General features: G+C 54.8%; 31 protein-coding genes and 1 pseudogene. 8 read left to right on the top strand and 24 right to left on the bottom strand.

The features are described from left to right. Window positions 1-47: 47 nt before the first annotated feature. From OM794_RS05900 to OM794_RS05875, 6 genes are all read right to left on the bottom strand, one after another. The gene (locus OM794_RS05900; protein WP_226248538.1) at window positions 48-719 is read right to left on the bottom strand and encodes an HAD family hydrolase; all 672 of its coding nucleotides are present in this window, start codon (window positions 717-719) and stop codon (window positions 48-50) included. Next, window positions 716-1867 (bottom strand): ABC transporter ATP-binding protein, encoded by a 1152-nt coding sequence (locus tag OM794_RS05895; RefSeq protein WP_226248536.1) that lies wholly within the window; start codon window positions 1865-1867, stop codon window positions 716-718. The genes OM794_RS05900 and OM794_RS05895 overlap by 4 nt, the downstream gene beginning before the upstream one ends. 12 nt (window positions 1868-1879) lie before the next feature. After that, window positions 1880-2746, bottom strand: a complete 867-nt coding sequence (locus OM794_RS05890) for a carbohydrate ABC transporter permease (RefSeq protein ID WP_226248534.1) — start codon at window positions 2744-2746, stop codon at window positions 1880-1882. A gap of 29 nt (window positions 2747-2775) precedes the next feature. Then, window positions 2776-3666 (bottom strand): carbohydrate ABC transporter permease, encoded by an 891-nt coding sequence (locus OM794_RS05885; protein WP_226248532.1) that lies wholly within the window; start codon window positions 3664-3666, stop codon window positions 2776-2778. 106 nt (window positions 3667-3772) lie between these two features. Beyond that, window positions 3773-5095 carry an ABC transporter substrate-binding protein gene (locus OM794_RS05880; protein ID WP_226248529.1) on the bottom strand — a complete coding sequence of 441 codons (1323 nt, stop codon included), beginning with the start codon at window positions 5093-5095 and terminating at the stop codon, window positions 3773-3775. A 172-nt stretch (window positions 5096-5267) separates the two neighbouring features. Next, window positions 5268-6218, bottom strand: coding sequence for a sugar-binding transcriptional regulator (locus tag OM794_RS05875; protein WP_226248527.1), 951 nt, complete (start codon window positions 6216-6218; stop codon window positions 5268-5270). A 141-nt stretch (window positions 6219-6359) separates the two neighbouring features. Between OM794_RS05875 and OM794_RS05870 the strand changes: the two genes are divergently transcribed. Then, the gene (locus OM794_RS05870) at window positions 6360-6671 is read left to right on the top strand and encodes an NGG1p interacting factor NIF3 (protein ID WP_226248525.1); all 312 of its coding nucleotides are present in this window, start codon (window positions 6360-6362) and stop codon (window positions 6669-6671) included. Between the two features lie 28 nt (window positions 6672-6699). Here OM794_RS05870 and OM794_RS05865 read toward each other — a convergent pair whose 3' ends face one another. Next, the gene (locus tag OM794_RS05865; protein WP_088701045.1) at window positions 6700-7257 is read right to left on the bottom strand and encodes an NUDIX hydrolase; all 558 of its coding nucleotides are present in this window, start codon (window positions 7255-7257) and stop codon (window positions 6700-6702) included. A gap of 94 nt (window positions 7258-7351) precedes the next feature. On the opposite strand from OM794_RS05865, the gene OM794_RS05860 reads away from it, so the two are divergent. Further along, window positions 7352-8023 carry a CoA pyrophosphatase gene (locus OM794_RS05860; protein WP_226248523.1) on the top strand — a complete coding sequence of 224 codons (672 nt, stop codon included), beginning with the start codon at window positions 7352-7354 and terminating at the stop codon, window positions 8021-8023. Continuing rightward, complete coding sequence (locus OM794_RS05855) at window positions 8020-8688, top strand: 2OG-Fe(II) oxygenase (protein ID WP_226248520.1); 669 nt, start codon at window positions 8020-8022, stop codon at window positions 8686-8688. Before OM794_RS05860 ends, OM794_RS05855 begins: the two co-directional genes overlap by 4 nt. 21 nt (window positions 8689-8709) lie before the next feature. Here OM794_RS05855 and OM794_RS05850 read toward each other — a convergent pair whose 3' ends face one another. Continuing rightward, complete coding sequence (locus OM794_RS05850; protein WP_226248518.1) at window positions 8710-9666, bottom strand: L,D-transpeptidase family protein; 957 nt, start codon at window positions 9664-9666, stop codon at window positions 8710-8712. Between the two features lie 435 nt (window positions 9667-10101). Here OM794_RS05850 and OM794_RS05845 point away from each other — a divergent pair, with 435 nt between their 5' ends. After that, the gene (locus OM794_RS05845) at window positions 10102-10533 is read left to right on the top strand and encodes a PRC-barrel domain-containing protein (protein ID WP_226248516.1); all 432 of its coding nucleotides are present in this window, start codon (window positions 10102-10104) and stop codon (window positions 10531-10533) included. 169 nt (window positions 10534-10702) lie between these two features. On the opposite strand, the gene OM794_RS05840 is transcribed toward OM794_RS05845, so the two are convergent. Then, on the bottom strand, window positions 10703-11125 hold the full coding sequence (locus tag OM794_RS05840) for an OsmC family protein (RefSeq protein ID WP_319001063.1): 423 nt from the start codon (window positions 11123-11125) through the stop codon (window positions 10703-10705). Window positions 11126-11329: 204 nt separating this feature from the next. Between OM794_RS05840 and OM794_RS05835 the strand changes: the two genes are divergently transcribed. Then, on the top strand, window positions 11330-12235 hold the full coding sequence (locus OM794_RS05835) for a DMT family transporter (protein ID WP_226248513.1): 906 nt from the start codon (window positions 11330-11332) through the stop codon (window positions 12233-12235). On the opposite strand, the pseudogene OM794_RS05830 reads toward OM794_RS05835, so the two are convergent. From OM794_RS05830 to OM794_RS05805, 6 genes and pseudogenes are all read right to left on the bottom strand, one after another. Continuing rightward, window positions 12189-13036, bottom strand: a pseudogene (locus OM794_RS05830) (MOSC domain-containing protein). The gene OM794_RS05835 and the pseudogene OM794_RS05830 overlap by 47 nt on opposite strands. 71 nt (window positions 13037-13107) lie before the next feature. Continuing rightward, entirely contained in the window at window positions 13108-14103 is a 996-nt protein-coding gene (gntR, locus tag OM794_RS05825; RefSeq protein WP_226248508.1) for a gluconate operon transcriptional repressor GntR, read from the bottom strand. A 75-nt stretch (window positions 14104-14178) separates the two neighbouring features. Beyond that, window positions 14179-14706, bottom strand: a complete 528-nt coding sequence (locus OM794_RS05820; RefSeq protein ID WP_226248505.1) for a gluconokinase — start codon at window positions 14704-14706, stop codon at window positions 14179-14181. 17 nt (window positions 14707-14723) lie between these two features. Continuing rightward, on the bottom strand, window positions 14724-16004 hold the full coding sequence (locus OM794_RS05815; protein WP_226248503.1) for a TRAP transporter large permease: 1281 nt from the start codon (window positions 16002-16004) through the stop codon (window positions 14724-14726). Window positions 16005-16006: 2 nt separating this feature from the next. Continuing rightward, window positions 16007-16600, bottom strand: coding sequence for a TRAP transporter small permease (locus OM794_RS05810; protein WP_226248501.1), 594 nt, complete (start codon window positions 16598-16600; stop codon window positions 16007-16009). A 70-nt stretch (window positions 16601-16670) separates the two neighbouring features. Then, window positions 16671-17744 (bottom strand): TRAP transporter substrate-binding protein, encoded by a 1074-nt coding sequence (locus tag OM794_RS05805; protein ID WP_226248498.1) that lies wholly within the window; start codon window positions 17742-17744, stop codon window positions 16671-16673. A gap of 236 nt (window positions 17745-17980) precedes the next feature. On the opposite strand from OM794_RS05805, the gene OM794_RS05800 reads away from it, so the two are divergent. Beyond that, window positions 17981-18424, top strand: a complete 444-nt coding sequence (locus OM794_RS05800) for a MarR family winged helix-turn-helix transcriptional regulator (protein ID WP_088701032.1) — start codon at window positions 17981-17983, stop codon at window positions 18422-18424. A 118-nt stretch (window positions 18425-18542) separates the two neighbouring features. Beyond that, window positions 18543-18974: an organic hydroperoxide resistance protein gene (locus OM794_RS05795; protein ID WP_226248496.1), complete on the top strand. Its 432-nt coding sequence runs from the start codon at window positions 18543-18545 to the stop codon at window positions 18972-18974. A 15-nt stretch (window positions 18975-18989) separates the two neighbouring features. On the opposite strand, the gene OM794_RS05790 is transcribed toward OM794_RS05795, so the two are convergent. After that, window positions 18990-19685, bottom strand: a complete 696-nt coding sequence (locus tag OM794_RS05790) for an aspartate/glutamate racemase family protein (RefSeq protein WP_226248494.1) — start codon at window positions 19683-19685, stop codon at window positions 18990-18992. Window positions 19686-19790: 105 nt separating this feature from the next. On the opposite strand from OM794_RS05790, the gene yghU reads away from it, so the two are divergent. Then, window positions 19791-20663 (top strand): glutathione-dependent disulfide-bond oxidoreductase, encoded by an 873-nt coding sequence (yghU, locus tag OM794_RS05785; RefSeq protein WP_226248493.1) that lies wholly within the window; start codon window positions 19791-19793, stop codon window positions 20661-20663. Between the two features lie 72 nt (window positions 20664-20735). Here yghU and OM794_RS05780 read toward each other — a convergent pair whose 3' ends face one another. The 8 genes from OM794_RS05780 to OM794_RS05745 all read right to left on the bottom strand — a co-directional run bounded on the left by OM794_RS05780 (window position 20736) and on the right by OM794_RS05745 (window position 26288). Continuing rightward, complete coding sequence (locus tag OM794_RS05780; protein WP_226248491.1) at window positions 20736-21050, bottom strand: DUF6693 family protein; 315 nt, start codon at window positions 21048-21050, stop codon at window positions 20736-20738. A 101-nt stretch (window positions 21051-21151) separates the two neighbouring features. Next, window positions 21152-21673: a DUF421 domain-containing protein gene (locus OM794_RS05775; RefSeq protein ID WP_265154343.1), complete on the bottom strand. Its 522-nt coding sequence runs from the start codon at window positions 21671-21673 to the stop codon at window positions 21152-21154. 97 nt (window positions 21674-21770) lie between these two features. After that, window positions 21771-22091 carry a hypothetical protein gene (locus OM794_RS05770; RefSeq protein WP_226248489.1) on the bottom strand — a complete coding sequence of 107 codons (321 nt, stop codon included), beginning with the start codon at window positions 22089-22091 and terminating at the stop codon, window positions 21771-21773. 47 nt (window positions 22092-22138) lie between these two features. Beyond that, the gene (locus OM794_RS05765; protein ID WP_226248488.1) at window positions 22139-23128 is read right to left on the bottom strand and encodes a lipid A deacylase LpxR family protein; all 990 of its coding nucleotides are present in this window, start codon (window positions 23126-23128) and stop codon (window positions 22139-22141) included. A 263-nt stretch (window positions 23129-23391) separates the two neighbouring features. Next, window positions 23392-23931: a YaeQ family protein gene (locus tag OM794_RS05760; RefSeq protein ID WP_088701025.1), complete on the bottom strand. Its 540-nt coding sequence runs from the start codon at window positions 23929-23931 to the stop codon at window positions 23392-23394. A gap of 109 nt (window positions 23932-24040) precedes the next feature. Next, window positions 24041-24730: a glutathione S-transferase family protein gene (locus OM794_RS05755; protein WP_226248486.1), complete on the bottom strand. Its 690-nt coding sequence runs from the start codon at window positions 24728-24730 to the stop codon at window positions 24041-24043. A gap of 52 nt (window positions 24731-24782) precedes the next feature. Further along, a complete protein-coding gene (locus tag OM794_RS05750) occupies window positions 24783-25400 on the bottom strand; it encodes a LysE family translocator (RefSeq protein WP_226248485.1) in 618 nt (205 codons plus the stop codon). 114 nt (window positions 25401-25514) lie between these two features. Beyond that, window positions 25515-26288: an enoyl-CoA hydratase/isomerase family protein gene (locus OM794_RS05745; protein WP_226248482.1), complete on the bottom strand. Its 774-nt coding sequence runs from the start codon at window positions 26286-26288 to the stop codon at window positions 25515-25517. Between the last annotated feature and the right edge of the window lie 9 nt (window positions 26289-26297).

Here is a 26297-nt window from a genome sequence, read left to right as displayed (position 1 = left end):
TCATTGCTTGCTGCGCCATTATTGCCGGAAACCTTTTATTCAGTGACCTATTGACCACTGGCTTGCCACTCATCCACCAACGCTTCCAGGCCATGCATATGCGCTAAAATGCGCCAGGCGCCGGCTTGGGTCAGCCGCGTCGACTGCTCAGCATCCACATGGCTGGCACCGACGAACCCAATCACGCACATACCTGCGGCATGGGCGGCAGTCACCCCGGCCACGCTATCCTCTACCACTAGGCAGTCCCGTGGTACTTGGCCTAAGTGGGAGGCCGCCAAGCGATAGAGCGCAGGGTCGGGTTTGGGATTAGCCACCTGGTCAGCGGTAAAAATAGGCACCTCGCCAAACGCCTCAGCCAATCCCGTGCTCGCCAGTGACGCCAGCACCCGGCTGCGGCGGCTGTTGGATACCACCGCCTTCTCCAATGCAATACCACGAACCGCCTTGTCAGCTCCCTCTATGGCTTTAAGCTCTCGCGCCAGACGCGCTTCAATGGCGGTATCCACCTGCTCGGTGGCATCCACTGGCAGGGTGTGGGCACTTAATGCTTCGAGATGGCGCAGAATAGCCGCTGTGGTCATCCCCAGCGCCTGGCCAAGTTCCTGATCGATATTCAGATCGGGCAGCCAGTGGGAGAGGTACTCCACCAGGGTGCCTTCGGCAAGGGCTTCGCTATCGACCAGCACGCCATCGCAGTCAAAGATGAGTGTCCTCATGCAGGCTCCTCAGAAGGCGAGCCGGGGGCACGGTTATCGTGACGGGTCAGCCCCGCCAGAGGATGCTGCTGCAAGCTGGGCAGGGCCAGGCCGCTAGCCTCAAAGAGATGAGCACGCTCAGGGGCAAAGCCGAAATGCACCGTATCGTTGACCCGATAGGCCACGTCGCCATCGGCCATGATGGTGACTAGCTCATCGTCCATCTGAACGTAGAGCGAGGTCTGGCCTCCTAGGCGCTCCAGGACTTTGATTTCACCGCTCAACGGGCCCTGTTCATCAAGCACCAGGTGTTCCGGGCGAACCCCCAGCTCCAGCGTAGCGCTCTCCTCCAGGTGGGTGCCGTCCACCGGAATACGACACTCACCGCCGCCGGGCAGACGAATATCTACCCCACCTGACGCGACGTCTATCAACGTTACCGGTAGAAAATTCATTTTCGGCGAGCCGATAAAACCCGCCACAAAGCGATTGCGCGGATGGTGGTAAAGCGCCATGGGTGAGCCCACCTGCTCGACCACACCGTCGTGGAGGACAACGATTTTATCCGCCATGGTCATCGCTTCGATCTGATCGTGGGTGACGTAGATCATGGTGGCGTCCAGCTCATCGTGCAGGCGCGCCAGCTCGATACGCATCTGCACCCGCAGCGCGGCATCCAGGTTGGAGAGTGGCTCATCAAATAGGAAGATGCTGGGGTTACGTACAATCGCCCGACCAATCGCCACCCGCTGGCGCTGACCGCCGGAGAGCGCTTTGGGCTTGCGATCCAACAGTGGCTCCAACTGAAGTATCTTGGCCGCTTCCAGCACTTTGGCCCGTCGCTCCTCTTTGGGCACCCCCGCCAAGCGCATGCTGAAGCCCATGTTGTCCTCTACCGTCATGTGCGGATAGAGCGCGTAGCTCTGAAACACCATGGCGAGGCCGCGATCGGCTGGGCCGACGTCATTGATACGCTGGCCGTCGATTAGAATATCGCCGTCGGTGGCGCTCTCCAGTCCGGCGATCATGCGCATTAGGGTCGATTTACCGCAGCCGGAAGGCCCCACAAAGACCACAAATTCGCGGTCATTCACCTCCAGGTCGATGCCCTTGATCACCTCGGTATCGCCGAAACGCTTGGTAATATTGTGCAGTTGTAGTGTTGCCATGAGGAAGATCCTTTACTTGACGGCACCAAAGGTGAGGCCGCGCACCATTTGTTTTTGGGTCATCCAACCAAGTATCAAAATCGGCGCGATGGCCATGGTGGAAGCGGCGGACAATTTGGCCCAGAACAGCCCCTCAGGGCTTGAGAATGAGGCGATGTAAGCGGTTAGTGGTGCAGCTTTTGAAGAGGTTAGGTTGAGACTCCAGAACGCCTCATTCCAACTTAGAATGACCGACAGCAACCCTGTTGAGGCGATCCCCGGCAGCGTGAGTGGTAGCAACAGGAAGCACACTTCCTGCAGTGTCGAAGCACCGTCCATCCGCCCCGCTTCAAGAATGTCTTTAGGCATATCCTTAAAGAAGGTGTAGAGCATCCACACCACGATTGGCAGGTTCATCAGCGTATAGACAATGATTAGGCCGGTGCGGGTATCGAGTAGCCCAACGTCGCGAAAAATCAAATAAATCGGCACCAGCACACCTACCGAAGGCAGCATTTTGGTGGAGAGCATCCACAGTAGGGTGCCTTTGGTGCGCTTGGTGGGCAAAAAAGCCATGGCATAGGCTGAAGGAATCGCAATCAACAGCGCGAAGAACGTCGAACCAAACGCCACCACTACGCTGTTGAGTGCAAATCGGGCATAGCCCGAACGTGCCTGTACCGCCTGGTAGCTTTCCAGGGTGGGCGAAAAAATCAGCGAGGGGTCAGCAATCGCCGCCGATTCCGTTTTAAACCCGGTCAGGATCATCCAAAAGATCGGAAAGAAGATCACCAATGCTACCGACCAGCCCAGCACCGTTATGATGGCGCGCTTGCTTTGCGCCGACCGCCACCCCGACACAGAGCGGGGCGCGGCGGTTTTGGAATTTAATGTTGTCATCGAAGTACTCCCAGGACACAAGTGCCGGTCTACTCTTCCAGGTTTTTGGCTACCATCCGCACCAGGAAGATCGCCACGATATTGGCGAGGATGATCGCAATCACCCCACCGGCGGAGGCAGTGCCCACGTCAAAATCCAGCAGCGCACGAATGTAAATCAGGTAGGCCAGATTGGTCGTGGCCAAGCCAGGCCCACCGGAGGTGGTGACAAAAATCTCGGCAAAAATGGTCAGTAGGAAGATCATCTCAATCATGATGACCACGCTGATGGCGCGTTTTAGGTGTGGCAGCGTAATAAAGAAGAAAATCGCCACCGGCCCTGCCCCGTCCATACGCGCCGCTTCCACCTGATCCTCATCCAGGGACTGCATCGCAGTGAGCAGAATCAGCAGTGCAAACGGCAGCCACTGCCATGCCACGATGATCACAATCGAGGTCAGCGGTAGCGAGGAGAACCAATCGACAGCGGGCAACCCGATGGACTCAGCCAGCCACGCCAGCACTCCATTCGAGGGGTGCATCATCATGTTCTTCCACACCAGAGCGCTCACGGTGGGCATCACAAAAAATGGTGAAATCGCCAGCACACGGGCGATCCCGCGTCCTGCAAACTCTTGCTGGAAGAGCACCGCCAGCAGGGTGCCGCCTATTACGGTAATTGCCAGCACCCACCCCACCAGGAGCAACGTATTGCCCATGGCTTTCCAGAGCGCGGGGTCGGTTAGCAGGTATTCATAGTTTTCCAGCCCGGCAAAGCCCGCCATACCGGGCATTAGCAAGTTGTAATACTGAAAGGAGAACCATAGCGTCATGCCTAACGGCACAATCATCCATAGCAGCAGTAGCGTCACGGCCGGCGCTTGGAGCGACAGCGTTCTCAGCCCACCGACGGTACGGCCGGAAGCACGTGTTTTAGTCATGGGGTTACCTGCGAAGTACGAGGCTGTTTACAAAAACTGCTCAAAAACGGCGATAAGACACCTGCCTCCGCTGTAGTGAACAAGAGGAAGGCAGGCGTCGATCACTTTATCGTTCGATGTAGCCAGCCCGCTGCATGGTGCGCTCGGTGGCACGCTGAGCACTCTCTAGCGCCTGCTCTACCGTGGTATCACCGGTTAACGCCGCGGCAATGGTTTGCCCCACCTGAGTACCGATCGACTGAAACTCGGGAATACCGACGAACTGAACACCCACGTAGGGGTTGGGTTCCAGGGTGGAGTCGGTGGGGTCGGCGTCCTGAATGGCCTTTAGCACGAAGTCAGCAAAGGGCGCGGCTTCGGTGTACTGCTCATTGGCGTAGGTCGATTCACGGGTGCCTGGTGGCACACTGGTCCAGCCTTGGGTTTCACCGACCAGCTCAATGTACTCCTGAGAAGTTGCCCAGGTAATAAACTCACGCGCCGCGTCCTGGTTCTCTGAAGAGGCCGGGATGGCTAACGCCCAGGACCACAACCAGTGGGAGCCTTTAGGTGTTTCGGCCACGGGAGCCGGGGCAAACCCTAGGCTGTCCGCCACATCGGACTCATTGCCGTCATACAGTTTGCCGGCTGCCGAGGTGGCATCCACCCACATGGCGCAGTTGCCACGGGAGAATAGCGCCAGATTCTCGTTAAAGCCGTTGGAGCTAGCCCCCGGCGGGCCGTAGTCGTTGAGCAAATCGACATAAAACTGAATAGCGTTAACCCAGGCGTCAGAGTTGAGTTCAGGGTTCCACTCTTCGTCAAACCAGCGGCCACCGTAGGTGTTCACCAGGGTGGAGACAAACGCCATATTTTCGCCCCAGCCAGGCTTGCCACGTAAACAGATCCCAGCCAAGCCATCCTGGGTGCCATGTAGCTCACCCGCCCACTCGCGCACTTCTTCCCAGGTGGGTTGCTCGCTCATCTCAATGCCCGCTTCTTCGAATAGATCCGTGCGGTAGTACATCATTGAGCTTTCAGCATAAAACGGCAGGGCGTGAAGCGTATCGTCGTAGCTTAAACCATCGCGAACGGAGGCTAGCAGGTCGTCTTCATTGTAGCCGTCGGGCAGGTTATCCAGTGGTGAAAGCCAGCCACGCTCAGCCCAAATAGGTACTTCGTAAGTCCCAATGGTCATGACATCGAACTGGGCGCCACCGGTGGCAATATCGGTGGTCATGCGTTGGCGAAGCACGTTCTCCTCCAGCACCACCCAGTCCAGGGTGATGTCGGGATGTGCCTCTTCGAAAGCCTCGGTGAGGCTCTGCATAATCACCATATCGTTGTTATTAACCGTGGCCACGGTAATTTCAGTTTGCGCCTGGGCATGGCCCGATATGGCAATGGCTGCCGCTAGCGTGGTAACGGGCAAGTGACGTGCGAGTCGCATAAAGCACTCCTATGGGCTGGTATTGGCATTGTTGTCGCCTTGATCTTATTGATCACCTATCGAACAAATGATCGTACGTAAGCCCAAAAAAAGCAAAGCTGATTAGCTTAGACTTTACGCTAATTCATAACCTCTAATGCATGTTGCAGTGCACACCCAGAGCGTTAAACACCTATAACGACTCAACAATCTGTCTGGCGGCTACTTCGTCAGTCACCAACCCTTTCAGCCAGCCGCCGCGCAGCGCGGCATGTATCGCCGGGGCTTTTTCGTGCCCACCTGCAATGGCTACCATGTGGTGCTTACCAAACCGCTCCAGGGGAAGACTGGTGACCCGCCGCGTAATGGAGCAGTCGATCACTTCGCCGTCTCGGTTCAGCGGCCAACCAAGCAACTCCCCCACTGCTTTCAGTCCCAGTAATTCATCCAGTTCGCTTTCACTAATAAAGTGGTCTTGAAACAGCGTGGCCTGGCGGTCAATACGCCCGATACCGATAAAGGCGGCTTCTGACTCTCTGGCCACATCGGCAATCGCCTTAAACAGCCGCTGGGCAAGCATCGCCTCTTTTTCAGCCAGCGATTCGGCGACCACCGGTGCAGGCAGTAAGAAGCGTTCGCCGCCGGTTTTATCCGCCATTACCATCACCGCATCGTAGCGGTTGGCCGAACCATCCCGGGCGACATTCCCTACCAGCGAGACAAAGCGATGCTGAGGCCGCTCAACGCGACTAAGCGCTTCTACCGCTGCTCGCACCGAACGCCCGGTGCCTAGCGAAAGTGTCAGCGGCTCGCTGCGCTCAACCAGTTGCGCAATGCGCTCGGCGGCGGCGATTGCCAAGTAGGAGGCGGCGCTGTCGGCGGCGTGGTTATCGGCGGGTACCACTTCACAGTAGGTCAAGCCAAAGTGGTCGCGCAGCGTGCTGCCCAGCGCCATACAGTTAGAGATTGGGTGATCAATATGCACTTTCACCAACCCCTCCTGGCGAGCCAACGCCAACAACCGCTGCACGCCGGGCCGTGAGACACCCAGCTGGCTGGCGATCTCATCCTGAGTCATGCCACCTACGTAAGACATCCACGCGGCCCTGGCCGCCTGATCCAGCTTTACCTCAAATTTATCCATAGGGCGGCTCATCCAACAGTCGTGGGTAAACGTCATAAAAGCATCATCATACAAAGCTAAGCCCGCGACCAGTAGTCGCCTATCCGCTAACATAGCCAGAGTTCAGCGTTTCACAATAGATCGACCGTTTGGAGGTACAGTATGTATAAGCTCGCTTTTTTTGTTCCCATAGAAGATGCCGACAGCGTCAAGCAGGCGGTATTTGAAGCCGGTGCCGGGCGTATGGGAGCATACGAAAACGTCTGTTTTCAAACCCGCGGCACGGGGCAGTTTCGCCCAACAGAGGGCGCCCACCCGCATATCGGCTCGGTGGGCAGTTTGGAAAAGGTCGAGGAGTTCAAAGTCGAGCTGCTGTGCGAGGAAGCGCATATTCACGGCGCCATCGCGGCCTTAAAACTAGCCCACCCCTACGAAGAAGTCGCTTATGATGTATGGCAGTTGGCCGATCTGTAAGTGGATTTTTCGTCGGGGTGTGAATGACTCACGCGCTGCCAAAATAGCGCTCGCGGTCTTCGGGGGTCACCATGCTGATATGCAGCGGAAACTCATTGAGGGCGCGGTCAGCGTAAAAGTGACGTAGCGTGCGCTCAATGGTGGTGAAAGCCAATTCATCCCAGGGGATTTCGTGCTCTTCAAATAGCGCGACTTCCAGGCTTTCCGGCCCGGCGCTAAAGCCCCCCACCAGCTCGGCGCGGAAAATCATATACACCTGATTGATATGCGGTAGGTCAATGAGCGTGTAGAGGTTGGCCAGCTCGACTTCGGCACAGGCCTCTTCCCGGGTCTCTCTGGAAGCTGCCTGCTGGGTTGACTCGGCATTTTCCATATAGCCAGCGGGCAGCGTCCAGTAGCCTTTGCGCGGTGAAATCGCGCGCTTACAGAGCAGCACTTTACTACCGCTGACGGGCAGCGTACCGGCCACGATGCGCGGATTCTGATAGTGTATCGTGCCGCAGGCATCGCACAGGTAGCGCGGACGGTCATCCCCTTCCGGGACGGCAAAACGTACTTTAGCACCACACTGGCTACAGAAATTCATCGCATATTCTCAACGGCTAGTGAATAGAAGCCTCGACGCGCTTGACGCCAACGACCGCTGCTGGGTAAAAGAGAACAAAGTAACGGGATGCCCCATGTTAGAGAAACTGCGTAAACGGCTGCAACAGCTGACTCCTCAACGCTTGGATCACATCGTGATGCCCGAGGCCGCCGTGCTGTTGCCGATTGTCGAGCGCCCAGTGCCTACTTTACTGTTTACCCGCCGCGCCAATCATTTGAGCACCCATAGCGGCCAGGTGGCGTTCCCGGGAGGTAAGCGCGAATCCTTTGACGCTGATCTCTACGCGACGGCGCTTCGTGAGGCAGAAGAGGAGATTGCCCTTGACCCCGCTCTGGTGCAACCCCTGGGGCGGCTGTCGGACGTTATTTCGCTGCACGGCATTCGCGTCACCCCCTGGGTGGGCATTATTCCGCCGGATCTACCCTTGGTAGCCGACCCTGGCGAATTAGATGCCATTTTTGAAGTACCGCTGAGCCACTTTCTAGACGACCACCGTACGCATACCGATGTGATTACCGTGGATGGGCTCGCCCACTACGTGCCCAGCTATCGCGTAGACGGCCATGTTATCTGGGGGCTTTCAGCCATGATGCTAGTGGAGCTACTGGCCGAAGGTTTTGGTATGCCGATCGACCTATATCAACGCCCTCACGGACCTTTACGCCACTACCCTGAACGCAAAAGCCGTCTCTCAACATCCTCCACGACCGTTTCGGGCTCGGCGCCATCGAGATCCAACCAATGACACCCAATGTTGCTACGCCGTCACCTGCACTACAGCCTGCAACGCAGATCACCCTGGTGGATGCGCTGGTTGAACAGGGCTGGTATGTGGGCCGCGAGGTCATCGACCTGGAACTATGCGCCACGCTGAACCAAGAGTTGCTGCACCGGGCGGCGTATAACGGACTGGATGAAGCGGGCATTGGCCGCGGTCAACAGCACCTGCTGCGTAAAGATATCCGCGGTGACGCTATTCACTGGCTTGATCGAGAAAGCGCTGCCCAGCGGCGTTACTTAGACGCCATGAGCGAGCTACAGCAGGCGCTTAACCACGCGCTGTTTTTAGGCCTGTTTGAGTACGAGGCCCACTTTGCCCACTATCCTCCCGGCGCTTTTTATCAACGTCATCTGGATAGTTTTCGCGGTCGCGCCAACCGGGTTATCTCAACGGTTGGCTATCTGACCCCCAACTGGCCAAGCGATGGCGGCGGTGAAATGGTAATTTATCATCCTGACGACCCCAGCCAGGAAGTCGCCCGGGTCATCCCCGAAGCAGGCACTTTCGCCTGTTTTCTCTCTGAAACCATTCCCCACGAAGTACTGCCAACCCGCCACCCGCGCACCAGCATCGCGGGCTGGTTTAGGCGCAATGCGTCGCTGGGTGGCGTACTTGACCCTGCACGTTAGGGGGTTAAGCGCTACAACAGGCTAGCTAAGCGGAACAATTTGCCCGTTGGCCCGCTCCAGCACTTCGCGCACCTGCTCATAATTGACGCTATGTGTGTTACCGCCCTCGTGCTGTTCAATAAGCCCGACCACGTTTAACAGCGTATCCATGCCATAAGCGTTTTCATCCGTGGCGGTAAACGCCTGGATGTAGCCTTTACCGCTGGTATCCCAGCCTACTTTGATAGGAGAATCGATAATATTGACTTGCGTGCCGACTGGCACCCGCCAAAAGACCGACTCAATATCTTCAGGGTGCATGCGGATACAGCCACGGCTAGCGCGCATACCAATCCCATCAGGCTGGTTGGTGCCATGAATCAGGTAACCGGGAATATCCAGCAGAATAGCGTATTTACCTAAGGGGTTATCGGCGCCGGGGGGCACAACCGCGGGGGCAGGATCACCGCGCTCTGCAGCTTCACGACGAATCGACTCAGGTGGGTACCAGGCTGGGTTTTCAAGGCGCATGGTCGTCTCGGTAATCCCCAGCGGGGTATTATAAGCGTCACGACCAATACCAATAGGATAAGTCTCCACCCGCGGCGCTTCTCCAGCCTCGACATCGGGGTAGTAGTAGAGACGCAATTCCGCCACATTGATAACGATCCCTGTTCGCTCTTCATCGGGAAGAATAAACTGCCCGGGGATGGTGACCTCTGTCCCTTCTCCCGGAACCCAGAGGCTAACATCAGGATTAGCCATACGAATTTCTTCATAGCCCACATTGTGTATGCGGGCAATATCCAGCAGCGTGTCGTCTTCGGCCGCTGTGACGGTATACACCTGGCCAACCATGTTGCCCACTTCAGGCAGCAGAAAATGCCCTTTGGGGAGCTCGCTGTTATCGGCTGTCGCGCTTGAGGCAAAAAGCCATGCGCCTAAGGCAATACTGCTGACGCAAAGCTGCTTGATAGTCTGCAAAGGGTGGGGATTCATGGTCAGGGGGTTCTCCTTTTTATGCGACCTCACTTTTATCAAACCGAGGATACCAGTGAGCCATTTGGAGACGAATATGAACACTGATCGAGCACGGGTCAACTCGACAGACTGTCGCACGAAGACGCGTATGCCGGGCGATGGCAGAAAGTCCAGAAGCGCCCTATTAGCCAAAAACTTCAATTACATGGTTGTATTTTTGAACACAGCGACTAACCTGATAGGTGTCTTAGCGCAGTGACGCGCGAGACAGCGTCAATTACCCTAATGCAATACCTTAACGTATTAGTTATTTAGAGTAATTAACTCACTTAGGAATAATAGTCTCGGCATTGCTATCGCCTATTTTAAACGAAGTTAATACCGTTACTATTGATTTATTCGGGTTGTTACGCGGAGTCGTTAAGCCCAATAAAATCGCAAGGAGCAAGCAAAATGAAAATGGTTAAACCCGCTATTTTAGGCACTCTCATGGTTCCGGCCTTTATGTTTGCCGCAGGCACCGTAAACGCCGAAGAGAATACCGCCACCATGGAAGCAACCTACCTGACTGAAACGCCAGCAGGCACTTTCCATGCTGACGCCCTAACCGGCAACCAAGTTAAAAGCAGCGTCGAAGATGACGAAGACATCGGCACCATCACGGACTTGGTGATTGATGAAGATGGTCAGATTAACGCTGTTGTCGTCGGCGTTGGCGGCTTTCTGGGTATGGGCGAGAAAAACGTCGCTATCGAGTGGGATTCACTTGAGTTAACCAAAGACGAAGATGGCGAAAATTATGTCATCACCGTTAATGCTTCAGAAGATGCCCTTGAAGCTGCTGAAGAGTATCAGCGTAGCGAAGATAAAAGCGAAGATGAGTAAACGCTAATTAGTTCCAAAAAGCTTGGCATTTGCCAAGGCTTTTTTATGATCAACACTTTTTCTACTCATTCAGACAATAAAAATAATTAAAAATGCCGCCACATCAATCAATGTGGCGGCACCATAACTTATGCTATTGAAAAACGTAAGCTATCAGAATAGCTTATCATCAGCCTTTTAATTTAGCCGTCATACTTATATCTGCATTAAGAACCTTGGAAACAGGACAGTTAGCTTTAGCCGTTTCCGCTGCTTCCTGGAATGCTGCGTCGTCAGCGCCACTGATCTCAGCCACCACGTCCAGGTGAATTTTCGAGATATCGAACCCGGCATCACTTTGGGAAAGAGTCACTTTGGCGCTGGTTTCGATAGCGTCAGCGGTATAGCCCTTCTCGCCCAAAATCATTGAGAGCGCCATTGAGAAACAGCTGGCGTGTGCCGCACCGATCAGCTCTTCAGGATTGGTACCTTTTTCATCTTCAAAGCGCTTGCTGAAGGAGTACTTGGCATCTAAAACGCCACTTTCGGTTGAAACGGTGCCTTTACCATCCTTGAGACCACCTTCCCAACGTGCGCTAGCTTTACGATCCATGAACAACTCCTTGTGTGTGCGATTATGCATAGACATGTTGTCAGACAGAGCCTAACGGCGGTTACCGCTCGACTACCTAACCAGCGTAGCTGATTTTCTCCTGTTCTGCCGACCCCGCGCTTCAATCACTTCCATCCCCTTCTATTCGGCCTTAAGCTAGTTAGCTACCTAACTGGATCACCTCTTGAACGTTAAGGACTCGCCATGTCGTCGGCTGATGCGCTGCGCTTGATACTGCTCTCTTCGCTATGGGGCCTGTCATTTATCTTTATGCGCGTGGCCGCCCCCGAGTTTGGTGCAGTGCCGTTAGTGCTAGTGCGCATGGGCATTGGTGCGCTGCTATTGATGCCGCTGTTGATCAGCCTGCACTACCTAAGACTCATCTGGCTGCACAAGGGGTCGCTGCTTTTTTTAGGGGTGGTCAATCACGTACTGCCTTTTTCACTACTGGCACTTGCCACTACACGCCTTGAAGCGGGCTTTACCTCGCTGATTAATGCCACCACGCCGATTTTTACTGCGCTGCTTGGCGCGCTGTTCTTCGCTACCGCAATACTGCGCCAGCAGTACCTAGGACTTGCCTTGGCACTCCTGGGTGTTTACGTGCTCTCGGCCGATCGGCTTGATTTTGCCCTGGGCGGCGACGGCTGGTTTATTTTGGCCGTTTTAGGCGCTACATTTTGCTACGGTATTGCAGGCAACTACTCAAAAACGCGCCTTGGCCATCTACCCACCCGTGTACTGGCCGCAGGCAGCAGCGCCATGTCGGCGCTGGTGCTGCTGATTCCCGGCATATTGTTGTGGCCGAGTGACCCCATTAGCCCACTGGCGTGGGGCAATGCCTTGGCCTTGGCTGCGCTTAGCACCACACTGGCTTTTCTGCTCTACTTTGGCTTACTTGCCAACGCGGGCGCCACTGCGACCTCAACGGTCACCTTTCTGGTGCCAGTGAGCGCGCTGATATGGGGCTATTTGCTGCTTGGCGAAACGCTCAACCTGCAAATTATCGCCGGTATGGTGATAACCCTGATCGGCACGGCAATTGCCACTAACCTGCTGCGCATTAAGCGTCGCGAGGCACCGCCGCCAGCCTATCCCCCACACGAATAACACTGCCGGCACCTTCAAGCAGCGTGGCATTTGGCCAAAATGCGCGCCTTTAAGGCTGGGTTGCGTATTGAGTTCAATCAAGGTTTTTAGCGGTTCAGCCGGGGCAGGCACTGCGGCCGTATGCTGATCAATGGTGGTGATTTTGCAGCGCTTACACGGCTTGCGTAACGCCAGTTGAAAAGCGCCGCCTTGCTCTGACAACGTTGCCCAACGATCCTCCGCCCACGCCTCGTCACTCTCTACGACGATATTGGGCCGAAAGCGATTCATGGGCACAGGAGCGTGCCCGCCCGCCACTAGCGCCTGGTTTAGCGCGTCTAACGATCCCGTGGTGGCAATCAAAAAGGGGTATGCGTCGGAAAAGTAGGTGTGCGCAGCGCCGCCATCAAGAAAATCCTCTTCTACCGCACGGCTAAACTCGGTGGCAAAACGCACCATGCTTAACCCCTGAGCCTGCTCGCCTAGAGCGGCGACCAGCCAGCGCGATACGTCATCGCTCTCCGGCAGCGCTTTGCAGTGGTCATTCCACACGCTAACCAGGCGCAAATTCCCCTTTGGTTCGGCCAGCGGTAAGCTCAACGGCTCGACGTTAGGATGCGACAGCACCAAGTGCTCATCGGTCAGCGCGACCTCAACGGTGGCAAGCGCCGGGAGCTGACGCTGGGTCACAAAACGCTGCTGCGCATCCACCAGCATCCAGCGGCGATCCCAGGCTAGCCCATGCTCTTGCAGCTCGCTTTGAGTGACGCTGATGCCTTTTAGCGATTTGACAGGGTAAATATTGAGTTGAGTAATCTGCACGACGGCCTCGCGACAAAAGTAAAAGGCTACTTTAGACATTTACGCTGCTAACGGCTACTCGATAACGGGCTCTATAAGGTCATTCCCACTTCAATACGATAGCCCAAATCGACCACTTGCCGGGTCAGCGACTCCCCTCGGATCCGTGCTAACAATTCCCGCGCGGCTGTTTCACCAATGGCCTGACGTGGCGTAACGACGCTGGCGAGTCTTGGCGTCATTACCTGACCTACATCGTGGCCGTGAAAACCGGCCAGCGCCATCCGCCCTGGCACATCGATTCCCCGCCGCAGGCATTCGAAATAGGCCCCTACCGCGACATCATCGTTGGTACAGAACAGACCATCCGCTGCGGGGTAATCTGCCATCACCTGCTGCAGCAATGCCGCCCCCACGCTGTAAGAGGAGCGCTGGGTGCTTTGTAGCGTAACGGGCGTTAAGCCATACTCTCGCATGGCTTGGCGGTAGCCATGCTCACGTTGGCGAGTACGTTCATCCAGGCGCACCGCCAGGTAAATCACCTGGCGTCGACCTCGTACGATCATCTCGCTGACCATGTCATACGCGGCTTGAACGTTATCGTAACCCACCACTTGCTGCAGCGGAGGACGGTGGGTATCCATGATTTCAACAATCGGGATACCGGCGGTTTCCAGCATACGCAGGCTGCGCGGCGTATGGTCACGGTCAGACAAAATCACCCCGTCGACATTATAGGAGAGCAGCGAGGCCAAGCTGCGCTCTTCCAGCTCAGGGCTATAGCCATAGTGAGAAAGCATCAGGTGATAGCCCGCAGGCTCCGTCAGCGTTTCGATACCGAGGATCACATCGGCGAATACCTGGTTGGTGAGCGACGGTACCAGCACCCCTATGGAGTGGCTGGTCGCCCTGGAGAGCAAATCCGGTGCGCGATTGGGAATATAACCAATCTGTTCGGCAACCGAAAAGATGCGCTCACGCAGGCCTTCCGAGACGGTTTCAGGGTCTCGCAGGCAGCGGCTTACCGTCATTTTGGTAGCCCCGACGTGGTCGGCAATATCCTGTAGGGTGGGGCGTTTTTTCTTCAAGAAGTGACTGCCTTATACAAGATGCATGCATTGGGGTCTAACTGCTGTAAGCGACCCCAACGTGCACTCTTTTCTTTATCGCGGCGAGCGACTGGGCTCCGGCAGCGTCGCCGCGAATTGAGCAACAATCACTTGGGGCGACAAGGTGATTGAGGCATTGAAGGCCTCCTCTTCACTCGGCGGTTCCAGGTCGGCCAACTGACTGGCCAACATGGTATCGCCTTTAAAGAAGTGCCCTGCCCGGGTTTCAAGCCGCTCAAGCAGTAGCTCCCGGCTCCCCTCCAAATAGAGGATCTGCAGCGCGGGATCCCCTTGCCTTAGCCGGTCACGATAACGTTTTTTCAATCCGGAACAGGCAAGTACCAGCGACTCATCCCTTGCCCGATACTCGGCAAACAGTGCCGCCAAGGTATCCAGCCACTCGCTCCGGTCATCATCGTTGAGCGGCGTACCACTGGCCATTTTAGCCACGTTGGCTGGGGAGTGATAATCGTCACCGTCAATAAAGGTCGAGCTTAGAGTCTCCGCCAACTGCTGGCCAATATGTGACTTCCCACAACCGGACACGCCCATCACTAAAATACGCTGTGAGAGGTTCTTCACAGAGGCTCTCCTGTTGTTTAATTGCCGCGTACAGCGGTGAGGTCAGGCAGCCAGGTAACGATTCCGGGGAAGGCGATCAGTACCACCAACACCACGAGGAGCGCCGCATAGTAAGGCAGCATGGCTTTCACCAACGACTCCATCGAGACTTTACCCACACCGCAGCCTACATAGAGGCAGGTGCCCACCGGCGGGGTTAACAGCCCGATGCCTAATACAAACGCCATCAGTACGCCGAAGTAAGCCGCATCAACGCCCACAGAGGTGACAATAGGGGCCAGCATAGGCGCCATAATCACCATCGCCGGGGTTAAGTCCATCACAAACCCCACCAACAAGAGCAAGAAAGCCACAATCAGCAGCAGCATAAACGGATCTTGGGTAATTGCCTGCACCTGGCTGACCAAGGTTTGAGGCACCATATTGATGGTCAGGAACCAAGCGATCACCGTCGCGAACGCCAGCAACATCATGACCATACCGGTCAGACGAGCCGTACGGATCAGCATACCGACAAGCTCTTTAAGCTTAAACTCCCGGTAAACGATCAGCGAAATCGCCAACGAGTATAGCAGGGCCGCCACGGCCGCTTCGGTAGCCGTAAACACGCCAAAAATAATACCGCCAATCACAATCACCGGAAGCACGAGCGCCAACCAGGCAGCTTTAAAGGCATTCCAGAGGCGATCCCAGCGGAACTGCTGCACGCCACCCCCATCCTTTTTAGCAAGCAGATAGGTGGTCACCATTAGCGCAAAGCCAATCAACAGGCCGGGGATAATACCGGCGATAAACAGGCGGCTAATGGAGGTTTCGGTGACAATACCGTACAGAATCAGCGGAATTGAAGGCGGAATAATGATCCCAATCACCGACGAGACGGTATTAATCGCGGTGGCATTGGCGGCGGTGTAACCCTGCTCTTTCATGGAAGGAATCATCATCGCGCCAGTGGCAGCGGTATCGGCTACCGCTGACCCACTGATACCCCCAAAAAACATCGAACCGGTAATGGCCACTTGCCCTAAACCGCCGCGCATAAAGCCGACCAAGGCGCCCGCCAGTTCCATCAAGCGACGCGCGATACCGCCGTTACTCATCACCTCGCCGACTAAAATAAAGAATGGGATTGCCAGCAACGGAAAACTGTTAACCCCACGAATAGACTGTTCGATCATGATCGACAGTGGAATATCAGAAAGTACCGCCATCACCAACGCTGCCACGCCTAAACCAAAGGCAATCGGCAGCCCAATAACGATGGAGGCCAATAAAATAGCCAGAAAAATCCATAGCATGATTAGCGCTCCCGCTCAGGGTGACGAATAACGTTCAGGCTGACCCATATCCGCCAAATCGACACTGCCGCAATGAATATGACGCACAGCACCAGCGAAAGGCTGATAAAGCTCAGCGGTATATTCATAATCGCCGAACGCCCACTAGAGCGTTCCAACACTTGGTAGCCACCCCAGATCATTACCACCATCAGGCCGGTAATAATTACATGCTGGAGCAGATAGAGCATATGCGCCAAGCGCAACGGCAGGCGCCGAACCAGGGCGTCAACGGCTATGTGCTCGTAGCGGGAAAAGGCGGCAGCAGCGCCGATAAACACCAGCCATATAAACAGCATACGCGCCAGTTCATCCGCCCAGGGCAGGGAGTGATTAAACAGTGCACGCCCTACTACGTTGCAGGAAACGGACACAATCAACGCCACTAAAATAGCGCCGATCAGATACTCCATGCCCAAGGTCAGCCAGCGGAACAGGGCGGGGCCTTGGCGGGTATCGGTATCGATTTCCAGCGATTTGCGGTTAGGGTCATCCAGATACACCGAGGGGTCTTCAATCGGCGTAGACGTATTGGGGGGTGTAGAGGAGAGTGACATAGGAGCTCCAGGGCACTGACACGTTGGGCAGGCTCAACGGCCTGCCCAAGTGGTGCGCTAAACGTAAGGTTTAGTTGCTGCTCTCTTCAACAATCTTTTGAATGTCGGCGATAAGGTCTTCACCAATGCGCGGTGCCCACTCTTCGTAGACCGGCTGTACGGCGTCTTGAAACGCGGCTAACTGCTCGTCATCCAGGCGGGTAATTTCCATACCGCGCTCTGCTAGCTGGTCACGAGACCAATCATCGTATTCAGCAGAGAGCTGAATTTCGTACTCTGCGGACTGGCGAGCGGCTTCCAGCACCAACTCTTGATACTCAGGCGCCATACGATCCCAGGTACGCTCAGAAAGCATCATGATAAAAGGAGTATAGACGTGGCGTGTTTCAGTGCCATAGTCCTGCACTTCGTTGAAGTTAGAGGTCAGGATGGTGCTCCAGGGGTTTTCCTGACCATCAACCACGCCCTGCTCCATCGCGGAGAACAACTCACCAAAGGCCATTGGTGTGGGGTTGGCGCCTAACGCTTCCCAAATCGCCAGGTGCACCGGATTTTCCATCGTGCGCACGCTCAAACCACGCACATCTAGACCGGCAACATCGTCAGGACTAGACACCGGGCGAGCACTGTTAGAGAGCTGACGATAGCCATTTTCGGAGAAGGCGAGCGCCTTGAGGCCGGTACCTTCAAAAGCATCCAACATACCCTGGGCAACATCGCTCTGCATGACCGCTACGGCAGCTTCACGGCTTGGCAGCAGGAAAGGGAGGTCAAAAGCAGCCAGCTGTTCCACGTAGCCTGTGGTCGCCGAGCTGGAGGGATAGGTCATGTCCAACGTACCGGTTTGCAACATTTCCATCATTTGAACGTCGTCGCCTAACTGACTGTTAGGGAAAACGTTAACCGTGATACGGCCATCGGTACGCTGCTCAAGAATCTCACCAAAGTATTGGCTGGATAGGTACTGCGGCGAGCTTTCTGCAAGACCGATACCCATGCGTAGAGTATGCGAACCGTGGTCGCCAACTACCTCGCCTTCAATTTCAGGCGGATCAGAGAGTTCGGGGCTTTGGGCATGAGCCATACCCAATGTCAGGGTGGTCGCGCCGACCAAGGTCACTGCGTTGCGCCAAATAGCGGTCATAGCGTTATCTCCAAGTACTCATTGTTGTTAATGGTTGAGTTGTTAATAGCGAGGTTGTTAACGGCCGATTCAATGAACGGCAACTTGTTACCGGTAACATCAAGTATGCGAAGGCTAGCTACCTGCCCTGTGCGTGTCAAAACAAAACTGCCAACTTACGACCAACGTCTAGGGATAGCCACTAACTGCTTCCCGCGCTACATTAGACGACGTATTTCGGATCGGAACCCATACTTGTGCAACCATCTTGTAGCGAATTAGAGCTCGATCACCAGCTTTGCTTTGCGCTCTATTCAACCTCGTTGATGATGACCAAAGTGTATAAACCTCTGCTCAAAAAGTTGGGGCTTACTTACCCGCAATACCTTGCCATGTTGGTATTGTGGCAAAACGATGGCATCACAGTAGGCACACTCAGTAAGCGCCTACTAACCGATCCAGGCTCACTGACGCCTCTGCTTAAGCGCCTTGAAGCCGATCAGTTGTTGAATCGCAAGCGCAGCCACGAAGATGAGCGGGTGGTAGAGCTGTACCTCACTGAGAAAGGCAAAGCACTGCGCGAACAGGCGTGCCATATTCCCAGCTGTGTGGTGCATGCCAGCGAGCAGTCGATTGAGGCACTGACCATGCTGAAAGAGGACTTGGTGCGGCTACGCGATAGCCTGCAAAAGAATCAATAGCCTTCGCTTGCTGGCGCAGGGCATTGAGATTTATTTGCCATTTATATTGCGCGCAAAATAAAGCTGCGCTAAGTTAATGGCGCAGGTTCATAATGAAAACACTGACAGGAGATACAGAATGACGACCACTATTGAAAACGTTGTTTATCGTGCCCACGCCACCGCTACCGGCGGCCGTGAAGGCCAAGCCAAATCGTCCGATGGCGCGCTGGATGTTAAACTCAGCACGCCAAAGGAGCTGGGTGGCTCAGGCGGTGATGGCACCAACCCAGAGCAGCTGTTTGCTGCCGGCTACTCAGCCTGCTTTTTAGGCGCGCTTAAGCATGTCGCTGGTCAGGAGAAAGTAAAGCTTCCTCAGGATACGAAGATTGATGGTCACGTAGGTATCGGCGCCATTCCTACCGGCTTTGGTATCGAAGTCGAACTAAAAATCAGTCTGCCCGGCCTTGAGCAAGACGTTGCCCAGCAGTTGGTCGAGAAAGCTCATGTTGTCTGCCCCTACTCCAACGCCACCCGCGGCAATATTAATGTCACCCTGACACTGGTCTAAGTGTCGTTACCTAAATTAATCATTTAGTGCCCACGCCACCGCTCTCTGGGCATGCAGAGCGGTGGTGTCGTAAAGAGGTACTGTGGTATTACGCTGGTTCACCAGCATAGCGATTTCAGTACAGCCTAAAATCACCGCCTGGGCTCCTTGAGCATGCAGGGAATCAATGATGGCCAGGTAGCGCTGCCGCGACACATCTTCTACTCGCCCCTGGCAGAGTTCATCAAAGATCACCCGATGAATAGTGTCGCGCTCTGACTGATCGGGCACCACGACCTCAATACCGAACTGCTTTTCCAAGCGGCCGATATAAAAGTCCTGCTCCATGGTAAAGCGCGTTCCCAATAGGCCAACACGAGTGATTCCGTCAGCGGTAAGCTGTTCAGCGGTGGTATCGGCAATATGCAGTAGCGGAATCGTAATCGCCTGCTCAATAGCGGGCGCCACTTTATGCATGGTATTGGTGGCAATCAGCAGGCAGTCGGCGCCCGCGCGCTCAACGCTTTGGGCAGCGTTGCCCAGTAGCTCACCAGCGGCGTGCCAATCGCCCTGCTGTTGCAGCGCTTCAATTTCGGCAAAGTCGACGCTAACCAGCACGATCTTAGCCGAATGAAAGCCGCCTAGCGCTGCTTTTACGCCCTCGTTTAGGGCTCGGTAATAGCCTTGGGTCGACTCCCAGCTCATGCCGCCCAGCACACCAATAACACGCATCCGTCACCTCTGAAGAAATGAGCTACTTTATTACCAAGCTAATCACCATCTGCCACCCATAATAGCCGCAACATCATCGATAAACTATTTATAGCGAGGAAACGAATGAGCGACAATACCTATACCCCCCCGCGTGTTTGGAAGTGGGAACCTGGCAACGGCGGTAAATTTGCCAATATCAATCGCCCCATCGCAGGCCCTACCCATGACAAAGCGCTGCCGGTAGGCAAACACCCTCTTCAGCTCTACTCCCTGGCCACGCCCAACGGGGTCAAAGTCACCGTGATGCTTGAAGAGCTGTTGGAGAAAGGCGTAGCAGGTGCCGAATACGACGCTTATCTGATCCAAATTGGCGAAGGCGATCAGTTCAGCAGTGGCTTCGTCGAGGTGAATCCCAACTCCAAAATTCCGGCGCTGATGGATCACTCAACCACTCCCCCACAACGGGTGTTTGAGTCTGGCGCAATCCTGCTCTATTTGGCTGAAAAATTTGACGCTTTCTTACCCAGCGACCCGGCAAAACGCACCGAGTGCCTCTCCTGGCTGTTCTGGCAAATGGGCAGCGCACCGATGCTAGGCGGCGGCTTTGGTCACTTTTATGCCTACGCGCCAGAGAAATACCAGTATCCGATTGACCGCTACACCATGGAAGTCAAGCGCCAGCTCGATGTGCTTGACCGCCACTTGGCGGAAAACCGTTTTATGGCAGGCGATGAGTACACCATTGCGGATATGGCGATTCACCCCTGGTATGGCGCGCTGGTGAAAAACCGCGTCTACGAAGCGGCTGAATTCTTGGAAGCCCACACTTATAAGAATGTTCTACGCTGGACGGAAGAGATCGATGAGCGCCCCGCCGTTAAGCGCGGCCGCATGGTCAACCGCACCTTTGGAGAGCCCCATGAGCAGTTGCACGAACGTCACGATGCCAGCGACTTCGAGCTCAAAACGCAGGATAAACTGACTGACGGTGATTAAGCCGCCAAAAAAAGAGCCTATGCTGGCTGTTTAAGCATAGGCTCTTGGTCACTCTCAGGTGACAGGGTAAAACTATTTAACCCGCGAGTTATTTAACGCGTAATTCCATACCCGATAAACGTAAAAAATATATCCCAGTCCCAGGGTCACTAACGAAATCAGCATCCACAAAATTATATGGCCTATATTGCTAAAAATGTTGATATCGCAGACCATTTTTCGCTCGACGCCAGCCTCATCCACGACCGAGGTACGGTTAATCACAAACCGCGAAAACGAGTAGGGAAAGAAAAAGAGCGCTACCCCTAAGGTAATGATACTGAGTATCACCCAAACAATCAGATGGCCGATGATATCGATAATGGAAAGATCAGCTTTGATATTCACGTTGCGTCCTTAAAATTAACAGTGGCGAAGAATACCACCGCCAGGTGCAAACGTGAACGGGGAAATTAATATTACTTAGAAATATACACTGTGTATTGGCTTCAGCGGGATCTACGAACCCCCTCTAAACTCGAATGGTAGCTCTCTGCATTCGGCTTAATGACACTAATGGAACCATCCGTTTCCAGCACCACGGCTTCAACTGCCATCACATCAGCAATACCACTACCGCGAATAGCCGACTGAACTTCATCCTGAGTAACCCGTGCTTTTTGCATGGATGTGGTAATAAATTCCCCACGATAAAGCAGCATCAGTGGCTCGCCCGTCACTAACCGACGTACCCAAGCGGTTCTTACACTGAACCAAGTAATGATGAACTGAAGAGAGATCAGCAGGGCCATCGCCACAGCGCCCTCTGCTAATGCTACATCTTTAGATAAGAGAACCGTGGCCAATGTGGAACCCAGCGCCACCGTGACAATTAAATCGAAGGCGTTCATCTTCGAAAGCGTGCGATTACCCGATATTCGCAAGAAAACAACGAGGGCAGCATAAGCCAGTACCCCAACAATAATAACGCGCAGTAAATTTCCCCAACCATTAAAAAAATACATTTCCATCTGCCCTTACTCCCTTAAACGCCAACGTTATGTAAACATCACATATTTCAACATTTAGGCTAGCAGGACTGGATCAGTTGTATAAGTCATTGGGGAGTTAGTGCTGGCTCTCCCACCACTGGGCATAGGAACTGTTATGGGGCGCAAGGCCACCTTCATCGGGGGCGTTATCATCCCACCATACGGGGCCACGCTCACCAAGTGCTTCTTTAGCGCTTTGCACCGCGTTGCGGGCCTGGCGAAGTGCGTCTTCATCGTCTTGCTGTTGGGCTGTTCTAACCGCCCGACGGGCTTTCATCAATGCTTTGATATGGGTGCGCTTTTCATCTTCACCTAAGCGCGGGTCAGTGCAGCGCCAAAGCCGATTTTTGGCGACAAAGTAGCGCCCATCCGGGGTATGAGGATACTTGTCAGCCATAAGCAATACTCCTTTCCCGTAGGGCGCGCGTGACTAACCGAACCGTTTTAGAAGCGTTTGGATAGCGAGATAGAGCCAAACTTATCTTGCTCTTCTTGCCCGTCGAATTCACGAGAGCGCTGCACAACAGCGTAAGTGACCTGCCAATCCTCCCAGGCCAGCGCCAGACCCGCGGAGACATCACCTACCCACTCTTTACGATCAACCGAGTGGCTGTTTCTAAACGTATTGCCATCCAGCGTCAGGTTTTGCGCCATATAATATCCGTCTACGCTAGCAAACAGGTACCACTGCCACCCCTCTTTACCGACCATGTAGTGGCGGCTACCCGGGTTGGGTGTCAACGTCGGAATACCAGCCGCCTCATCCCCCCAACGTACGCTATACCCAGCGCTTGCGTAGGTGTAGAGGTTACCCAACGCGGCACCGACACTGGGGCCATGGGCAAACTGTTTGCCAATCAAGGGGGTGCTATTCCACCACTGGCGGCGCATGGCGAGGTTGACGATGGCTTCATCGCCAAGCTGGTTATCCCACCCATTGGGTCGGTCGCTTTCAGTGACACGGTGCACTTCACGCTGAATACTATCGGCCAGTGATGAGGGGCCTACCAAGCCAATATCCAGGTGCAGGTCAGTCGCCTGGCGCCAGTTCCCTCTAGGCACATCTTCATAGAGCGACATACCGCCGTAAACGAGACCTGCGTAGGGGCGATCATCTTCAATCAACCCACGCTGTTCAATATTGTTGGGTGTGTAGATTTGATGCACAAGCCGGAAAGCTGCCATATCAGCGTTGCCGATGAGGCTATCGGGCAAAGCAGTGGCCAAACGCTGTGTCCAACTTTGCGCTTCTGGTTCAAACGCCCAGTTGAGCTCAAAACCGCTGGTAAAGTGGCCATCATCACTGCTGGCCATACCATCATTTTCGTGCTTAACAGAGAGGACGCTATCGCTGGCCTGCACGAGCGTTGACATCAGGCTTATGACAGCCACTAGCGGGAGCAGCTGCCATCGTAGAGGGGTAATTGCTTTCATTACTCGTTCCTTGAGATTTTCCTAGGGAGCGTTTTTAAGACTGTGTTTTTGAGGCCACTTTGTGAAGGACATCAACAAACATTGTTGATTGTATGTAATTGTGCAAAAAGATAGCAAGCATACTTTTACTGTCTTCTGCAGAAAAGAGCTAAGTCACTAAAATCAAAGGGTAGCTCGTAGGCCACCCTTCTGCTGTCATTTGCTTAGATTTATAGCGTAGTCGATTAGACGGAGGTTGGTAGGCTAATGGCTTAGTTGAATCACTACCTGTCGCGCAGCAGCCACTGCGGGGTAATTTCGTGCTGACCGTTTTCATCAGTAATAAACAGCGATCCTTCGCTAATCATTACCGCCCAGTTAATCGCCCGGGGCAGATCTTTCGCGATGGTCGCCAGAGCCTCTTGGGGCAGTCCCGCCACATGGACATTCTTCAGCGATGCCACGCTGGGCAGCACTTTGCTCTCCCATAGGTCTACCCGGCCATAGGCGAGCAGTGAAACGCGCTCAGCCCGCCGTGAGCACCAGGTAATGCGTTCAGCATCCGGCAGACCGACTTCAATCCAGTGCAGTAGACGCCCGTCCAGGCTTTTCTCCCACAGTGCCGGTTCGTCAACATCAGAAAGCCCACGCCCAAAGGCGAGGGTCTCGCTATACCACAGCACATAAGCGAGCAAGCGCGCGGTCATGCGCTCTTCGGTTTCTGACGGGTGGCGAGCCACGGTAAAGCGCAGCGTTTCATACACCCCGCGATCCAGATCGGTCAGATTAATATCAACTTTATAGGGCGTTGCACTAAGAGCCATGGAGATTTCCAAACGAAAATTTTGTCAGTGTACCCGATGCAGGATGCTCCTGGTGAATTGCCAGAGCATCCACAGCGGGCTATCGGTATATCTTGGCATCAGTACCAGGTTAAGACGCACGGTAATCGGCAGTAAGGGTGCCATTTGTCAGCGTATCGGCTTCGTGCATGGACTCACGCCATGGCTCTTCAAGCGCCGCTTGATACCACGCTTTCATAGCGGGCAGCGCTAATAGGTGTTCAACATACGCTTGGGATGCGTCGCTGAGCGATAAGTTAAATGTCTGCACGCGAAACGCCACGGGCGCATAAAACGCATCGACCGCAGTAAAGTGCTTGCCCGCTAAAAACGGCCCGCCAAAACGCTCCAGCCCCTGCTGCCAAAGTATATCCAAGCGCGCCACATCCGCTTTGAGTTTGGCCGATACGCTATCCAATGCCACCCGTACACCGCAATTCATTGGACACTCGTCACGCAGCGCCCCAAAGCCGCTGTGCATCTCTGCGGTTGCAGAGCGTGCCCAGGCACGTGCGCTCTTATCCCCCGGCCAAACGTTAGTGTGCTGTTCGGCCAGATACTCCACTATCGCCAGGGAGTCCCATACCGCCAGATCGTCATCCACTAAACACGGCACTAAGCCTGAGGGTGAAAAGCGAATAAAGGTGTCGTGGCTTGCACCAGTGCCCCCTTCAAAGGGCATTAGATGCTCATTAAACGGAATCTCCAGTGCTTTCATCAGCACCCAAGGGCGCAGCGACCAAGATGAGTAATTCTTGTTGGCAATATACAACTCAAACATGCAACGCTCCTTAATATGAGGATACACAATTCGCCTATATGGGCAGGCATCTTTAACGCGCCGCTTGAGCCAGCGTGTTACCGCCTAATCCCATCAATACACTACCGCCTATGCGCTGAATGAGGCGAGATGAGCCTTGGGACTTTTGTAGCCACGCCCGAAGCGGGCTTGCAAGTAGCACCACCACGACATCCGCAGAGGAGAACAGTAGATTGGTAGCAATACCCAGCCAAAGCAGTTGCCAGGCTACCGGCATCGCGCTCTCGGGCTGCACAAATTGGGGTAGAAAAGCGACGAAGAAGAGCGCGGTTTTAGGGTTGAGTACTTCCACCAGAAAGCTATCGCGTAGCACGCGTTTAGTGGTGGCCAGCGGTACCTCATCGCCATGGGCGAGGATGCCCTGCTGCCATAGCCGCAGCCCCATCCAGAGTAGATAGAGCCCACCGATGATTTTCATGGCGATATAGGCAGGCGGAATCGCTGCAAACAGCAGCGCCAAGCCCAGCGCGGCGGCTATCACATGAACATAGCAGCCCATATGTACACCCATCACCGCTAACCATCCTGCCCGTCGGCCGCGCCCCAGGGTTTGCGCTGCGGTATACAGCATCGCAGGCCCAGGAAGATAGGCAAAACCCAGCGCGGCGAGGATAAAGGCGGCCCATTGCATATTGGCGACTCTCTTGAAGATGATGGTTAGGTTTTGAGCATAAAACGGGGGTGACGCAAGCGCCACCCCCTAAATAAGTAAAACCGGAACGAATGAAGGCTTAGAAGCCTGATTTTAGAAGTTGGCTTTACGCTTCTCGACAAAGGCCGCCATGCCCTCTTTCTGCTCGTCACCGGCAAAGCAGAAAGCGAACAGGCTGGTTTCCAGCGCCAGTGCACTGTCCAGGTCTTGATCCATACCATCGTGAACCGCCTGCTTAGCGCCACGCACCGACTGCGGACCGTTGCCTTTGAGCTGCTTGGTTAACTCTTCAACGTAGTTTTCTAACTCTGCTTGCGGCATCACCCGGTTCACCAAGCCGATACGTAGCGCCTCTTGGGCGTCGATTTTGCGCCCGGTGGTGACCAGATCAATCGCCATAGCAGGGCCCACGCGGCGCGGCAGGCGCTGGGTGCCGCCAAAGCCAGGGATAACGCCCAGCAAGACTTCCGGTTGCCCAAATACGGCGTTGTCACTGGCTACCGCCCAGTCGCAGGCCAACGCCAGTTCGCAGCCGCCGCCAAGGCAAAACCCGTTCACCAGCGCGACCACCGGCACGGGCAGTGTCTCTAGGCGTTTAATGGTGCGTAGCGCCTGGCTGGCGAAGGCTCGCGCCTCTTCAGGTGTTTTGTCACGCATTTCGGTGATATCGGCACCCGCCACGAAGGATTTCTCGCCCGCGCCGGTAATCACTACGCCGCGTAGCGTGGGGTGGGACTCAAGCTCTACCAGCTGCGCTTCCAGCGCGGCGAGCACTTCGCTGTTCAGGGCATTCAGCGCTTTAGGACGATTGATGGTCAAGCGTACCACCCCATCGTTATCAACCTTCTCGATCACTGCTTCGCTCATGGCGGACTC

Source organism: Halomonas sp. BDJS001, assembly GCF_026104355.1.
Taxonomy (GTDB): Bacteria; Pseudomonadota; Gammaproteobacteria; order Pseudomonadales; family Halomonadaceae; genus Vreelandella.
The sequence above is the reverse complement of the archived record's forward strand: the minus strand, read 5'-3'. Positions and strand labels throughout refer to the sequence as shown.